The sequence below is a fragment of the uncultured Granulicatella sp. genome, from assembly GCF_963528195.1.
In the GTDB taxonomy this organism is placed as follows: Bacteria; Bacillota; Bacilli; order Lactobacillales; family Aerococcaceae; genus Granulicatella.
The window spans coordinates 130,328-144,224 of sequence record NZ_CAURVN010000001.1 but is presented as its reverse complement, the minus strand read 5'-3'; the positions used below and the strand labels follow the sequence as shown (position 1 = coordinate 144,224).

15 protein-coding genes are annotated in these 13,897 nt (G+C 33.7%); 1 reads left to right on the top strand and 14 read right to left on the bottom strand.

What is annotated here, in order from left to right:
* Nucleotides 1-24 precede the first annotated feature (24 nt).
* The 5 genes from RWR88_RS00695 to RWR88_RS00675 form a co-directional block, all read right to left on the bottom strand.
* On the bottom strand, nt 25-813 hold the full coding sequence (locus tag RWR88_RS00695; protein WP_314450069.1) for a protein-ADP-ribose hydrolase: 789 nt from the start codon (nt 811-813) through the stop codon (nt 25-27).
* Nucleotides 806-1,138, bottom strand: a complete 333-nt coding sequence (locus tag RWR88_RS00690; RefSeq protein ID WP_314450067.1) for a glycine cleavage system protein H — start codon at nt 1,136-1,138, stop codon at nt 806-808. The genes RWR88_RS00695 and RWR88_RS00690 overlap by 8 nt, the downstream gene beginning before the upstream one ends.
* Nucleotides 1,139-1,152: 14 nt before the next feature.
* A complete protein-coding gene (locus tag RWR88_RS00685; protein ID WP_314450064.1) occupies nt 1,153-2,121 on the bottom strand; it encodes an MsnO8 family LLM class oxidoreductase in 969 nt (322 codons plus the stop codon).
* Entirely contained in the window at nt 2,111-3,319 is a 1,209-nt protein-coding gene (locus tag RWR88_RS00680) for an NADH-dependent flavin oxidoreductase (protein ID WP_314450062.1), read from the bottom strand. Before RWR88_RS00680 ends, RWR88_RS00685 begins: the two co-directional genes overlap by 11 nt.
* A gap of 79 nt (nt 3,320-3,398) precedes the next feature.
* Entirely contained in the window at nt 3,399-4,847 is a 1,449-nt protein-coding gene (locus tag RWR88_RS00675) for an amidase (protein WP_314450060.1), read from the bottom strand.
* 182 nt (nt 4,848-5,029) lie between these two features.
* Between RWR88_RS00675 and RWR88_RS00670 the strand changes: the two genes are divergently transcribed.
* On the top strand, nt 5,030-5,881 hold the full coding sequence (locus tag RWR88_RS00670) for a BadF/BadG/BcrA/BcrD ATPase family protein (protein ID WP_314450058.1): 852 nt from the start codon (nt 5,030-5,032) through the stop codon (nt 5,879-5,881).
* Between the two features lie 43 nt (nt 5,882-5,924).
* On the opposite strand, the gene anmK is transcribed toward RWR88_RS00670, so the two are convergent.
* The 9 genes from anmK to murQ all read right to left on the bottom strand — a co-directional run bounded on the left by anmK (nt 5,925) and on the right by murQ (nt 13,864).
* On the bottom strand, nt 5,925-7,067 hold the full coding sequence (gene anmK, locus RWR88_RS00665; protein ID WP_314450056.1) for an anhydro-N-acetylmuramic acid kinase AnmK: 1,143 nt from the start codon (nt 7,065-7,067) through the stop codon (nt 5,925-5,927).
* A complete protein-coding gene (locus tag RWR88_RS00660) occupies nt 7,067-7,912 on the bottom strand; it encodes a MurR/RpiR family transcriptional regulator (protein WP_314450054.1) in 846 nt (281 codons plus the stop codon). The genes anmK and RWR88_RS00660 overlap by 1 nt, the downstream gene beginning before the upstream one ends.
* 51 nt (nt 7,913-7,963) lie before the next feature.
* Entirely contained in the window at nt 7,964-9,397 is a 1,434-nt protein-coding gene (locus RWR88_RS00655) for a family 1 glycosylhydrolase (RefSeq protein WP_314450053.1), read from the bottom strand.
* 19 nt (nt 9,398-9,416) lie between these two features.
* The gene (locus tag RWR88_RS00650) at nt 9,417-10,505 is read right to left on the bottom strand and encodes a MupG family TIM beta-alpha barrel fold protein (RefSeq protein WP_314450051.1); all 1,089 of its coding nucleotides are present in this window, start codon (nt 10,503-10,505) and stop codon (nt 9,417-9,419) included.
* A gap of 66 nt (nt 10,506-10,571) precedes the next feature.
* The gene (locus RWR88_RS00645; RefSeq protein ID WP_314450050.1) at nt 10,572-11,909 is read right to left on the bottom strand and encodes a PTS transporter subunit EIIC; all 1,338 of its coding nucleotides are present in this window, start codon (nt 11,907-11,909) and stop codon (nt 10,572-10,574) included.
* A 16-nt stretch (nt 11,910-11,925) separates the two neighbouring features.
* Nucleotides 11,926-12,237, bottom strand: coding sequence for a PTS sugar transporter subunit IIB (locus RWR88_RS00640; protein WP_314076791.1), 312 nt, complete (start codon nt 12,235-12,237; stop codon nt 11,926-11,928).
* 18 nt (nt 12,238-12,255) lie between these two features.
* Nucleotides 12,256-12,618, bottom strand: a complete 363-nt coding sequence (locus RWR88_RS00635; protein WP_314450047.1) for a hypothetical protein — start codon at nt 12,616-12,618, stop codon at nt 12,256-12,258.
* Between the two features lie 8 nt (nt 12,619-12,626).
* Nucleotides 12,627-12,953, bottom strand: coding sequence for a PTS lactose/cellobiose transporter subunit IIA (locus tag RWR88_RS00630; RefSeq protein WP_314450103.1), 327 nt, complete (start codon nt 12,951-12,953; stop codon nt 12,627-12,629).
* Nucleotides 12,953-13,864, bottom strand: a complete 912-nt coding sequence (murQ, locus tag RWR88_RS00625) for an N-acetylmuramic acid 6-phosphate etherase (protein ID WP_314450045.1) — start codon at nt 13,862-13,864, stop codon at nt 12,953-12,955. Before murQ ends, RWR88_RS00630 begins: the two co-directional genes overlap by 1 nt.
* Nucleotides 13,865-13,897: the final 33 nt, after the last annotated feature.

The window sequence follows — 13,897 nt, the reverse complement described above, 5'->3', positions numbered from 1 at the left end:
CACTACTTCCCCTCCCTTCTATCATCATTGTAATAATTTTCTATACGCCATTTGTTCTTCATTTGTGTACGTCGATAAAATAACCGTTTTTGGAAAGACGTGTTGCTTAACCCAGTCTTTTACAACCGAAACTGCAATTTGTGCAGCATCTTCTACCGGAAAACCAAATTGACCCGTTGAAATCCCACAAAAAGCAATACTTTCTAGCTTCATTTCTTCTGCTTGCTTCAAACAACTCATATAACATTTCTCTAATAATTGTTTCCGAATAGGCGTAACGGACTTTCCACTTGGAATAAACGGTCCCACTGTATGAAAAACATACTTACATGGTAAATGAAAACTTGGTGTCACCTTTACAGTTCCAACAGGTTCTTTTTTCTTTTGAGTGAGTTGAATTTGATGACAACATTCTCTTAACTCGACCCCTGCAAAAGTATGAATGGCATTATCAATACAACGATGATTTGGAATAAAACATCCTAACAAATCACTATTCGCCGCGTTTACAATTGCATCCACTTCTAAATGACATAAGTCCCCATGATATAATTTTACTCTCTCTTCATTGGTATCTTGGCAACTTTCCAATCCAACAATTGTCCCCGTATGGTATTGCTTTAAATAAGCCTCTTCCAATTCTAAATAACGAATATCCACTGGACTAGCAGGTCGAATATTGACCAACCCTCGCCAAATTTCTTCTAATTCTTTTTCTGATTTTCGAGAGTAATCTGGAACAACCTCGCCTTTTTCCTCCATCAAAAAAGCAATCATTTGCTGTAATCGATTAACCTGTGTATCTTTATTCATCTTCTAATGCCATAAATTGCGCTTCATCAACATCTGTTAATACGACTAACCAATGTTCTTCTGATTTTTCAGAGTTTAACAATGTTGGCTCATCTACTGCAGCTTTATTATATTCCACTACTTTTCCTCCAATTGGAGTCACAATAGACATCACTGTTTTTGAAGCTTCAATACTAACGATTTCTTCTTCTGCTTCTAACACTTCATCTTGGCTAAATTGAACAAAACCAATTGTACCCACATCATCTTGTAATTCTGGTGTCATACGAATCGTATAACGATCTCCTTCTTTATCAATCCATAAAAAATTTGCAAATTTTCTCATTTTATTCATCCTTTCTACTGATACAATTGTGCGAATAATTCTAACGCACGTTTCCGATTTTCAAATTCTCCAACTAGTGGAATCATTAATAATTCATCCGGATTACAAACTTGACATAATTCATCCAGTTGCGCTTTTACTGCCCTAGAATCTCCAACAATTAACCGTTGACGATTGTCTTCGATTGTTTTTCTTTCTGCTGGAGTTACCTCTCTTGTTTCTACATCTTTCTTAGTTGGGAATGTTTTAAATTCACTAAAATCTTGTTTTCCTAACATCCATAAATCTAATGTTTGAGCCATCTCTTCGGCTTTTTCCTCAGTATCTGCAATCACAACAAAAACTGCTAAAATAAAGCGAGAATTTGTTCCGTTTACTGATTGAAATTCTTTACGATATACCGTTGCTAATTCTTTTGCTAACACAAGAGGCTCTTGCGGAATATACGGGAAAATTCCATAAACAAATCCTAAGCCATTTTTTGCAGCAATATGAACGGATTCACCACCCATTCCTAATAAAAATTGTTCCGGAACTCTCTTTGTATAAGGAACAGCTTCATTTGTTTGGATGATTTCCTGTACATCAGCTACCCATTCACCAAACTGAGTTTTCGTATAATGACTTTTCAAAGCTGTTGAAACAGATTTTGTTCCAATTGAATTTCCTAGACCGATGTCAATCCTTCCCGGAAATAGCACTTCTAATGAGTGCATCACTTCAGCTACCTTGTACGGAGCATAATGCAAGCCCATAATCCCGCCTGAACCAACGTGAATATTCTTTGTTTGAGAAGCAATCGCTGGAATGACCACTTCAGGTGCACTGATCGACAAAGCTTTTACTTGATGGTGTTCTGCTACCCAAAAACGTACATAGCCTAATTCTTCTGCCTTTTTAGCTAATTGAATCGTCTCTTGAATGGCTTCTTCATTTGTTTTCCCAAAATCAACAACGCCATAATCTAGTACATTAATTTTCATCGACAGCTCTCCCCTTATAGTTAACTTCCAAACTTCTAAAGAAATCTCTTGCATCTTTATGAAGTGACTCTCCAAAATCCATTAACGGCACAATATCTTTAAATGCAGCTTGAGGAATCGCTAATTCTTCTAAATTCTCCGGTTTAATCGATAATTGAATTTCTTCTAATTTACCTTCTTTAATTTTTTCAGCAAATTCAGGATCTGTAATAAATGGAGTCGATAAGCCAACAAGGTCGGCATGTTCTAATGCTTCTAGTGCTTTTTCTTGACTATTAATGCCACCTGAAGCAATCACCGCTACTTTTCCTTTTAACGCTTTATAAATCACAGCATTCACTAATTCACCTTGATGAGGACCTTTTGCGCGAATTTTATTTCGAAATACATCATGCCCCCAACTTGCAATCGCTAAATAATCAATCGAAGCAATGGTTAGAGCTTGATGGAAAAATTCTAAAAACTCATCGATACTATAGCCAATTTGATTTCCTCTAGTTTCTTCTGGAGTTGCTCTAAAACCTAAAATAAAATTCTCCCCAGCATATTGCCCAATGGTTTCTTGAACAACTTTCAACACTTCAATTCCAATACGAGAACGATTTTCTAAAGATTGTGATCCATATTCATCTGTTCGCTCATTTGAAAAAGTAGAGAAGAATGTTTGAATTAACAATCGTTGAGCAGAAGAAATTTCCACTCCATCAAATCCTGCTTCAATCGCAATTTTAGTTGCACGGCGATAATCTTCAATTACTTGATGAATTTCTTCAATCGTCATCTCATGCACTTCATGTGGAAATGGCGATTGTAATTTCATCGCACTAGGCCCTACAACTGTTTTATCTCGATTCAATGCATGACTGGCAAAACGTCCTGCATGGGTTAATTGTAAAATAGCCGTTGCTCCTTGAGATTTCATTTCCTGAGCTAATTTCTTTAATCCTGGAATAGCAGCTTCATCCATCGCACTAAATCCAAATTCAAATAGTTGCCCTTGTTTATTAACGTACGCTGCCCCTGTAATTTGTAAAGCAGCAGAACCTGCACGTCTCTTTGCATACAATAAATCATCTTGTGTAATATACCCTTCTTCCGTTGAAGAATTCGTCACCATTGGCGATAATACAAAACGATTGTCTAATACAATATTTCCCTTCAATGTAAAAGGTTCGAACAATGCTTCTATTGTTTTCAATTTTTAAACACCTTCCTTAACCACACATACTTTTATTGTATCACTTTTCTGACTTCATACTGGAATTTTTTCAACTTTATTAAAACTGCCATAACTTATCTTTTTCCCACTGTTCAGCAATCATCAGCAATAAATCTTCTTTACCTTTCGCTGCAACTAATTGCACTCCAATTGGCATGCCTTCCTGTGAGTAACCAACTGGCAGACTAATCGCTGGTTGCCCTGTAATATTCATCCGTTGTGTAAACGGAGTATCTTCCACACTCGACTCAAACATCTTCCACACAACCTCTTGACGTTCTTCGTGTGATAATTCATGAATATGCTCCATCTTCTCGATTAAGTTAGCATCTAAAGAATACGCATCTTGTTTTGGTGCAGTATTGGCAACCGTCGGTAACAACAACACATCATACGTATCATGAAGTTGCATCATTGCTTCCGCATACCAATCCCAATCTCCCGCAACTCGTGCATAATCTGCCCCCGTCACCATTAAGCCACTTTGATACATGACCCATGTCATCAATTCCATATCGAAACGGGTCATTTGACGTTGTAATTGTTTCTCCATTTTTTGAAGCATGACAACAGTCTCTGCCCCACTAATGAGATAAAATCCTTTTTGAAGTTCAATTCCATTAATCGGATCTTCTACTATTTCACTGACTTCATGACCATCTAATTCAAACTTCTTCCCCATTTGGCGAACAACTTGTTCCACTTCACTAGAAACTTTTCCACCAATAGGGTGCTTTAATAACATCCCCACTTTCAATGGACGATTTAATTTAGAAGAAAATAAATTTTCTTTTTGCAACAAAGGCAATGGAAACGGACTTTCTAATTGGCACGTTTGTAAATGCCACAACAAATTCCGAGTATCTCTCACCGTTTTTGTTAAAGCAAATTGAACCGTTGCTCCATTCCATCCACGATAAGAACCAGGCCCCACCGGAACACGACCACGAGTCGGCTTCAACCCAATCAATCCATTATGGCTAGCAGGTACACGAATGGAACCTCCCCCATCACTTGCAGCTGACATTGGAGAAATCCCTGCAGCAACAATCGCAGCAGCTCCACCACTGGAGCCCCCTGCATTTACGGTTTCATCTAAAAAATGACGAACAGAACCATGCAACTGAGCATCACTCACCATTTTATACCCAAACTCAGGTGTATTCGTTCTTCCTAATATAATGAAGCCAAGTTCTTCTAGACGTTTCACAAAATGACTTGTTTCATGACAAATATACTCTTTAAACAAACGAGAACCATAGGTACACATTGTCCCTTTTTTCTCTTGCCCCAAGTCTTTTAAAAATAAGGGAACTCCAGCAAAAGGTTGATTATTCACTTGAAACTTCTTCGCTTCTTCTATTGCTTCTTCATAACGTGTCCAAACAATCGCATTTAATCTCGGATTCAATCGCTCCGCGTTTTCAATCGTTTCTAACACCAATTCCAACGGACTCACTTTCTTATCCCGAACTGCTTGCGCCATACCCGTCGCATCTCGAAACATCTCCACACCTTCTTTCACAGTCTTTCGCATTGTCATTATATACACGTACGTTCTTTATTGGCAATGAGAATGCATGGGAATTTAGCATATCTTTATTTAATAAAAATTTAAAAGAAAGTAATTCTTATCATTGAATTTCTTATGTTTTTACTTTACGATATTAACCAAAAGGAGGTCTTTTCATGAAAATAGGAATTGATGCAGGAGGCACAAAAACAATTGGGATTTTATATAAAGAAAAACAAGCTATTGACAGCGTTAAAGGAGAAATGGGAAATCCTATTGTTAATTTTGATGTAGCAGTTAACAATGTTAATCAAGTAATCGAAAAATTACTTTTAAAAAACAAATTAAACTATTCAAATATTAGCCATATTAGTATTGGGATGGCGGGAGCTAGTACACTCATTCCAGAACTAACATCAGCATTCAAAGAAAAAATACAGTGTAACTTTTCAATTGAATCAGATTTAAAAATGAGTCATATTGCTACTTTTAAAAATAAAGATGGTAATCTTTTTATAGCAGGAACTGGTTCTTCACTTTTATGCAGAAAAAATGAACAATTTATTCAAAAAGGTGGTTGGGGACACATAATTGGTGATGAAGGAAGTGGATATTGGATTGGAAAACAAATTCTAAGAACATACGTAAACTTCTTAGATTATAACGAAAGTCCTCTAGACTTTCTTGATTTACTACCTACTATTCAACAAATATTCCCAAATCGTCAATCGATTATAAACACGGTATATAACAGCCCTAAAACAGAAGTAGCAAAATTGGCAACTTTATACTTAGATTACAGCAATAATATTTTTCTAGCGTCTATCGCTCAACAAGCAGGAAAAGATATTGCTAAAGCTTTATTATCTTGTAATCAAGAAAATAATATTACTGTTGCTTTTGAAGGTAGTGTTATTAAAAACAATCCCCATGTATTAAATAGTATTTTGAATGAAATCGAATCACACAATAAGACTTTAACAATTATTCCTTCTCGCCCAGCAAACGAGAGTGTCTTCTACTTCTAAAAAATAAACCTATTGCAGTTGGTCTACAATAGGTTTATTTGTTTTATATAGTTGGATAGGTTATCTGCCCTAAAATCACACTTTTACTTGCTCCTGTTGCAGAAGGTACATTTGAAGGTCTCATATGATAAGTTTGATTACCTAACATTACAAAAGCTATCGCTTCCTTCGCCTCTGAAGAATACCCTAAATCTTCTTGAACCAATATCTCCATTTCTGGCAATTCTCTTTTTAATAAACTTATAAGGCACTCATTATAAGCTCCTCCACCAGCAATGATACATTTTTCCAAATTATACTTATGAATAAAATATTTTTTATAATGAAAAGCAATGGAATAAGCTGTAAACCATGTTAGTGTAAAAATAATATCATTCTTATTATAATCTTTATATTTTTCTAAAAGCGCATATGTGTAATGCTCTCCAAAAAGCTCTCTTCCGGTCGTCTTAGGGATATCTAATGCAAAATAGGGATGTTTTTTCAACTCCTCAGCCAATGGAGATATTAATTTCCCCTTACTTGCATACTCACCATTTTTATCAAACTTTTCTCCATATAACTTTTGCACTGCAGCATCAATCATCATATTCCCTGGTCCAGTATCAAATGCAATTACTTTAGAAAAATCTCCTTTTTTAGGAAGAAATGTAACATTTCCAATTCCACCTATATTTTGTAATGCAACTGCCTGACTTTCATCTGCATATAATACATACTCACTATAAGGCACTAGAGGAGCACCTTCTCCCCCAACAGCCATATCCATTACTCTAAAATTTGAAATTACTGTAGATCTACATTCATTAGCAATAATAGCAGCCTCTCCAATTTGTAATGTACTTGGGATATAATCAGAAAATGCTTTTGGGATATGAAATATCGTCTGTCCATGACTAGCTATAAAAGCTATGTCCTCTAAATTCACAGAAGATTCTTTACATAATTTTTTTACCGCTTCTGCAAATAACTGCCCTAATTCAAAATTTAGGGAACAAATTAACTCTACAGGAACCAATTCTCTACTACAACATTTTCTTATTTTATCTCTTAAATATTCAGGGATTTCATATGTTTTAAAGTTCAATTGTTTCACCTGAGTATCTTCATCTTTACCAGTAATATCACAAAGAACTACATCAACACCATCTAACGAAGTGCCAGACATCAACCCAACTGCCAACACTATAATTCCCCCTTAATGAAATTACGAGTTCGAACAAGCAAATCTTTTGTGGAATTAAAATCAATTTTTGCAATACCATAATACAGTAAGTCCGTAATAATCAAGAGACTATTTCTAGAAGTAATTGAACCTAATCGAATTTCCTTTTCTTCAATAGGAACAAAAAGTTTAATGTCTGACAAATTCGAAAGTGTGGATTTTAAATTAAATTTGGTTACCCCTATAATTTTCGCACCAATTTTCTTTGCATTCTTAACGACAGTATTAACTGATTCAGTTTCTCCACTATAACTAACAACAATCACCACATCATCTTTTTCTAGTTGGGCGATACGTGCCATTAATGTATGTAGATCTCTATCATATATAACATTTTGATGGATTCTAGTCATTTTATGATAAAAATCCAAACAAACAACACTACTACCCCCAACACCTAATAAATAAATTGTTTTAGCGTTATTAATTGCTTCTATCGCTTTTTCTAATTCATGATAATCTATCAAATTAAAAGTCTCTTTTATATTTTGAGTTACCATGTTTTCAGTTTTTTTCAATAATAGTTGTAAAGAATCATTAGGATTTAAAAAAGTTTCAATTTCATCTTCAACAATAGCTACTTCAGTTTCTTTAGCCAACTCTACTTTAAATGCAGGCAACCCTTTATACCCCATTTTTTTAGCAAATCTAACCCAAGCAGATGCAGAAGTCTTTGTAACATCTCCTAACTCTTTTGCATTAGAATCCAATACTAATTGTCTGTTTTTTAAAATAAAATCTGCTATCACATATTCTGTATCTGTAAAAGCATTTATTGAACTTTTAATTTTATATAATACACTCATTCTACACTCTCTCTTTATATCTGATTACTCTATTCTAAAATATCTTCTCATTTAATTGATTCCCCCAGCTTTATGCCTTTGAATAAATTCCTTGTACCAATAAAAACTATCTTTTTTATATCTTTTATAACTACCGTTACCATAATTATCTGCATCTACATAGATTACGCCATAACGTTTATCCATCTCACAACTACCTGCAGAAACAATGTCTATAATTCCCCAAGCAATAAATGCTTTAAGAGGAACTCCATCTAACAAGGCTAATTGTGCTTGTTCATAGTAGGCTTTCATATAATCAATTCGATAAGAATCATGAATCTTATACTCTTCTGTTAATACATCTCTTGCACCTAATCCATTTTCTGAAACTATGACAGGTTTTCCATATCTTTCATATACTCGATGCAATGATGTTCTTAATCCAACTGGATCTATTTGCCAGCCCCATTCACTAGCTTTTAGATATGGATTTTTTGTAGACACCACTAAATTCCCAGCTGTTTTTTCCGCTTCATCAACAGTAATGACAGACGAGGTATAAAATGATATAGAAACAAAATCACAAGTGTTTTCTTTTAATACTTTTTTATCTTCATCTGTAATATTTAATGTAATATTCTTAGATTCAAAAAATTTTGATGAATAATAAGGATATTCTCCTTTTGATAAAATATCCATGCAATACCATTGATTCATTTGCTCCTCAAACAGCAATTTTAAATTATCTTCTGGATTACTTGTTAGAGGATAATAACAAAAGTAAGCAATCATTGAGCCAAATTTCCCTTTTAACTTCATTTGTTTGGCTAAACGAATCGTTTTCGCACTCGCTACAAATTGATGATGTAAAGCTTGAAAAACTTCTGATAAATTATACCCATCTTCTCCTTTTAACAAACCTACTCCATTAAACGGACTAAAATATCCTGCATTTATTTCATTAAACGGTAGCCAATAATCAACCAACTCCCCCCATCTTTCAAAAACAAATTGTACAAAACGAAGAAAATATTTGATACATTCTCTTCCTTTCCAACCACCATAACATTCCACTAAATTTATAGGTAAAGCATAGTGATTTAACGTTAAAAAAATCTTTATTTTCTTTTTAACTAATAATTTAAAAACTTTATCATAATAAGCAACTCCTTCAGGAGAAGGTGACTCTTCTATACCATTTGGAAACAATCGAGCCCAGCTTATTGAAAATCTATAGATATCTAGCCCTAATTCCTCTAAATATTCAATATCTTCTTCTAAATGTTCATATCCTTTTGTACCATTTCTAAACGGATAATATTGATTAGAATTCGTTTTCTTAGCTTCTTCTATTTTTTCTTTTGTCAATAATCTAGTTTCCTCTGTAGCATTAGAAGTACGTGGTAAATAAGGTCTACAATCTTGTGTATCTAATCCTTTTTTTTCTTCAAAACCACCTTCATATTGACTAGCAGCAGTTGCTCCACCCCATAATATTTTCATGACATCTTCAACCTACTTATCATAATCTAAATTTAAATTTCTGCCACGGTTTAAGTTCATCTAATATAAAATGTTCAACATCAACAACTTTACCAACTACATTCGATTTTCCAGAATTTTCCATATCTTTCAAAGCAATTTGTAATTCACCTGCGTAATGTCCATATTCACTACTTTCAATAATAATATCTCCTCTCTTAATAACACTAGGAGTATTAAAAACTTGAAAATTATGTCCTTTATATTTTACCCTACTTTGAGTTGAACGAATGAAATAATCATTTTGATCTCCTCTATTAAAATGAAACTCTTCTAAAACAATTTTCTTTTCAATTTCAGGAATATCTTTAACTAGTTCCACATTAAATGTTACAAGATTCAAATCCAATCCTTTTAGACTTTTTAATTCATCTTTAGTTGGGTAACAATTAGAAATTAAAATATCATCTACTAATTCCATTGCAATATGATGTTTCACTTGAACATCTAATGGTAAATTGCGATGAATTTCTAATGTTGGTAACCCCTCTGTTGTTGGCCATGGACCAAAAGCTCTTTTATCTTGCGAAGTCACAAACGCTGCGGTATTTAAGCCATATTTATTAAACCTTTGTGTACATTCCTTATAAAAATCTAAATTCAATCCAGAAAAACGATGCGGATAAAAATTATGACATCCATATAACTTGTACTTATTCGGTCTATAATCCATTATTGTATCTATTGTATGTACATTATTACTCATATTAATTTCAACAATTAAACCTTCATTATTATAGGTCATAATAGATTCTTCTAAACCCGAAAATCCCGCATCTAAGCGAATTCCATCCGCTCCAATTTCTTTAAAAAAAGATAAATCTTTATAAGATATATTTAATTCTCCGAACACTCTTGGAGACACATCCACAATAACTTCATAATTTAGCTCATGTGCATAAGTATTAATTTCAGTAAATTCCTTTTTTATTTCTTTTGCTGGTTTATTTACAGATAACAAACAAGAAAACACTCTAGAAAAACCTAACTCACTAGCATCCTTAAGATAACTTTTAATTTCTTCTAAAGTACTTTTCTCAGGATAAATCGATAGTCCTAATCTTTTCATTCACTTACTCCTTAAAATATAATAGTAAAAAGCCCTGCTACATGAACAGGGCTAAAAGATACATTCTTATTGCTCTTGTTCTTGAGCTAATAATGAGTTGTCATACATTACAAAGAATGGATAATAAATTAAAATTGATAGCACAATTAATACAACATTTAATACAAGCGCTCTCCAATCGCTTCCTGTTGCTAAAAATGCACCAATCGGTCCAGGAAGTGTCCATGGAGCACTCGCAACAACTCGACTCACTAAACCTGTAGACATTGCAACCCAAGCAACTACACTATTTACTAACGGAGCCAAAATAAATGGAATAATTAATTGAGGATTTAACACAATAGGTGTTCCAAAAATCAATGGTTCATTAATATTACAAACAGCTGGAATTAAAGCTGTTTTACCAAGTGATTTACCATAAGCAGATCTTGAACGCCAAACTAATAAAATAGCTAACCCAATAGTAGCCCCTGATCCACCAATCATTACAAACCATTGATAAAATGGTTCTGCAGCAATATTCGGAATAGCACTTCCACTAGCGAAAGCTGCTGTATTTTCATCTAATAATACTAACCATAATGGTCTTGCTAAAGACCCCACAATTGACCAACCATGAATACCAAATGACCAGAAGAATTGTGTTAAGAAAATAATAATGATTACTGAAAAAATAGAATCTGTTGCTTGTACTAAAGGTGCAACAATTCCTCCTACAATTTTATGAACATCAATACCAAAAAACATTGTAACTGTAGAAACTAATAATAATACAATAACTGTAGGTGTTAACGATTCAAAAGATCTAGCGACTGAAGCTGGCACTTGTGGTGGCATTGAAATTTTGAATCCACTCTTTTGAGTAAAACGATAAATTTCTACTGCTAAAAAGGCCGATAAAATACCTATGAACATACCTGCTGAACCTAAATTCGCCATCGGTAAAACAAAACCTGAAGGTAATGAAGATAAATAATTTTTTAATGGCTCACTAGTTTCTGCTAAAGTTTTTATTTCTGCAGAGGCAGCTGGAACAACTTTAGGGACAATTGTTAATAAATAAGCAAGTTCAGCTAAAATCCCTCCTGATAAACCATCTAAATCATATGAAGATGATAAAGAAAAACCTATACCAAAAACTGCATACAATGTCATAATATACATCGAAACGCGATATGGTAATAAAATTTTAGCTTGATTCGCTTGAATAAATTGTGTAATTCCCCAATCTTTAGGTAAAGAATTTGGTAAAAATGCGATTACTAAAAACATAGAAGCAACAATAATAATTGGTAATGTTGCAATAATACCATCACGAACTGCTCTTAAATGACGCTGTTCTGCTAATTTTGCCATCGGTGTCGATAGCTTTGTATCCATAAACTCTGTTATTTTATCAAACATAAATATCCCCACTTTCCTATTTTATTTCCAATTCTTCTTTAATTTGTTGAAGTAATTTTGGTCCTCCAAGAGGAGTGTAGCCTTGAGGTTTTATTAACAAACAAGGAACACCTGCTTCATCTGCGCTAGCTTTCAATACATCATAGCGATGTCTAATTTGTGGTGCTACAAGTGAGATGTTATAGTCTTCTTTTACTTTTTCAGCAAAAGCTTGTGTACCACATTCATCTACCACTAATTCCAATCCTTCTTTTGCACCAGCATCATGTAATGCTTTAGCAACAATGGCACTTGACATACCACCTGAACAAACTAATAATATTTTCATAATTTCACCTCCACTTCTTTATAAAATTACTCCAGTCATAACAATAAAGTAATAAATTATTCCAATAAGAATAGACCAAATTAAACCTATCAACCAAAATGATTTTGTGATACCTATTTTAGAATTTATAAAATACTGAGAATAAGATATTGTAAATCCTGCAATAAGACTTCCCACAATAATAAATGGCCATTTAAAATCAATTTGAATCAAACTACAAAAAGCTGGAATCAAAAACATTGATAGAATAATTGAAACAAAAATCAACGTGATACTTTTATACCCAAACATAGGAATATCATAATCAGTAATCCCTAAAGAGGTTTTGTATTTTTTATTCTGTTCCATATTTTTTACAGTCCACTTTCTAAATCTAGCCATTCTTATTCCTACTCTCTATTCTCCAACTTCCAAAGTCTTTCATTCATTCGAATAATATTTTCTGCCAATGTTCTAACTTCTATTGAAGTCATTAAATGATCTTGCGCATGAACAAATAGCACTGTAACTTCACTTCTTTCTCCGGCTGCTTCTTTTTGAATTAAATCTGTTTGTACTTGATGAGCTTTATTTAAAAAAGTATCTGCCTCATTAAGGAGCTCTCTCGCTTCCTTAAACTTTCCATTTTCAGAAGCCTCAATCGCTTCATAGACTAATGCTTTTGCATTCCCACCATTACTAATAATTTCAAAAACAATCAATTCCATATCCTGCATCAAATTTCACCTCCTAAAATCTGAATAGCACTCTTAATATGCCCATTTCCTTTTTCTAGTGCATTCTCGGCTGTACTTCTATCTACATTCATAATTTCCATAATTAATGCCTTTTTCACATTATGTCCACTTTCTTCATAAAGTAAATCTGCCTGTTCCTGAGAAACTCCCGTGAGGGTTCTAATCATATTTTTTGAGCGTATCACCAACTTTTGATTAGTTGGTTTTAAATCTACCATATAATTTTTATATACTTTTCCAAGTTTTATCATTACACTAGTAGAAATCATATTCAATATTAATTTCTGAGCAGTTCCCGCTTTCATCCTAGTAGAACCCATGATAACTTCAGCACCTGTTACAGCTTCAATTGTGTAGTCTGCATATTTTGAAATTTCTGCATTTGTAACACATGAAATAGCCGCTGTTAAAGCTCCTAGTTGTTGACCAAATTTTAAACCACCAATTACATAAGGCGTCCTACCGCTTGCTGCTAATCCTATTAATATATCCTTTTCAGAAAATTGATATGAGGATAAATCAACTACAGGCAACTCCATTGAATCCTCTGCGCCTTCTTGTGCAACAAACATTGCATCATTACCGCCTGCTATAACGCCAATTACTAAATTATTATCTACTCCATATGTTGGGGGGCATTCTGCAGCATCTAGAATACCAAGTCGTCCAGAAGTACCTGCACCAATATAAAATAAACGTCCACCAATTCGAATCCTTTCTACTATTTTATCTACTAAAATCGAAATTTTAGGTATACATTTCTCAACCACTTTTGCTACACTCTGGTCTTCCGCATTAATTTTTTGAAGAATGCCCTCTGTAGATAAAATGTCTATATCAGTAGTACGTTCATTATTTTTCTCAGTATCTAATCTAGTTATTTCTGTCATTATCCCACCTCCTTGTAAATTTATTTTAACATA

What these genes read in the sequence shown, in the direction of transcription:
- RWR88_RS00695 (WP_314450069.1), bottom strand. Translation starts at nt 813, where the DNA reads ATGAATAAAGATACACAGGTTAATCGATTACAGCAAATGATTGCTTTT.
- RWR88_RS00690 (WP_314450067.1), bottom strand. Translation starts at nt 1,138, where the DNA reads ATGAGAAAATTTGCAAATTTTTTATGGATTGATAAAGAAGGAGATCGT.
- RWR88_RS00685 (WP_314450064.1), bottom strand. Translation starts at nt 2,121, where the DNA reads ATGAAAATTAATGTACTAGATTATGGCGTTGTTGATTTTGGGAAAACA.
- RWR88_RS00675 (WP_314450060.1), bottom strand. Translation starts at nt 4,847, where the DNA reads ATGTTTCGAGATGCGACGGGTATGGCGCAAGCAGTTCGGGATAAGAAA.
- RWR88_RS00670 (WP_314450058.1), top strand. Translation starts at nt 5,030, where the DNA reads ATGAAAATAGGAATTGATGCAGGAGGCACAAAAACAATTGGGATTTTA.
- RWR88_RS00660 (WP_314450054.1), bottom strand. Translation starts at nt 7,912, where the DNA reads ATGAGTGTATTATATAAAATTAAAAGTTCAATAAATGCTTTTACAGAT.
- RWR88_RS00655 (WP_314450053.1), bottom strand. Translation starts at nt 9,397, where the DNA reads ATGAAAATATTATGGGGTGGAGCAACTGCTGCTAGTCAATATGAAGGT.
- RWR88_RS00650 (WP_314450051.1), bottom strand. Translation starts at nt 10,505, where the DNA reads ATGAAAAGATTAGGACTATCGATTTATCCTGAGAAAAGTACTTTAGAA.
- RWR88_RS00645 (WP_314450050.1), bottom strand. Translation starts at nt 11,909, where the DNA reads ATGTTTGATAAAATAACAGAGTTTATGGATACAAAGCTATCGACACCG.
- RWR88_RS00640 (WP_314076791.1), bottom strand. Translation starts at nt 12,237, where the DNA reads ATGAAAATATTATTAGTTTGTTCAGGTGGTATGTCAAGTGCCATTGTT.
- RWR88_RS00635 (WP_314450047.1), bottom strand. Translation starts at nt 12,618, where the DNA reads ATGGCTAGATTTAGAAAGTGGACTGTAAAAAATATGGAACAGAATAAA.
- RWR88_RS00630 (WP_314450103.1), bottom strand. Translation starts at nt 12,953, where the DNA reads ATGCAGGATATGGAATTGATTGTTTTTGAAATTATTAGTAATGGTGGG.
- murQ (WP_314450045.1), bottom strand. Translation starts at nt 13,864, where the DNA reads ATGACAGAAATAACTAGATTAGATACTGAGAAAAATAATGAACGTACT.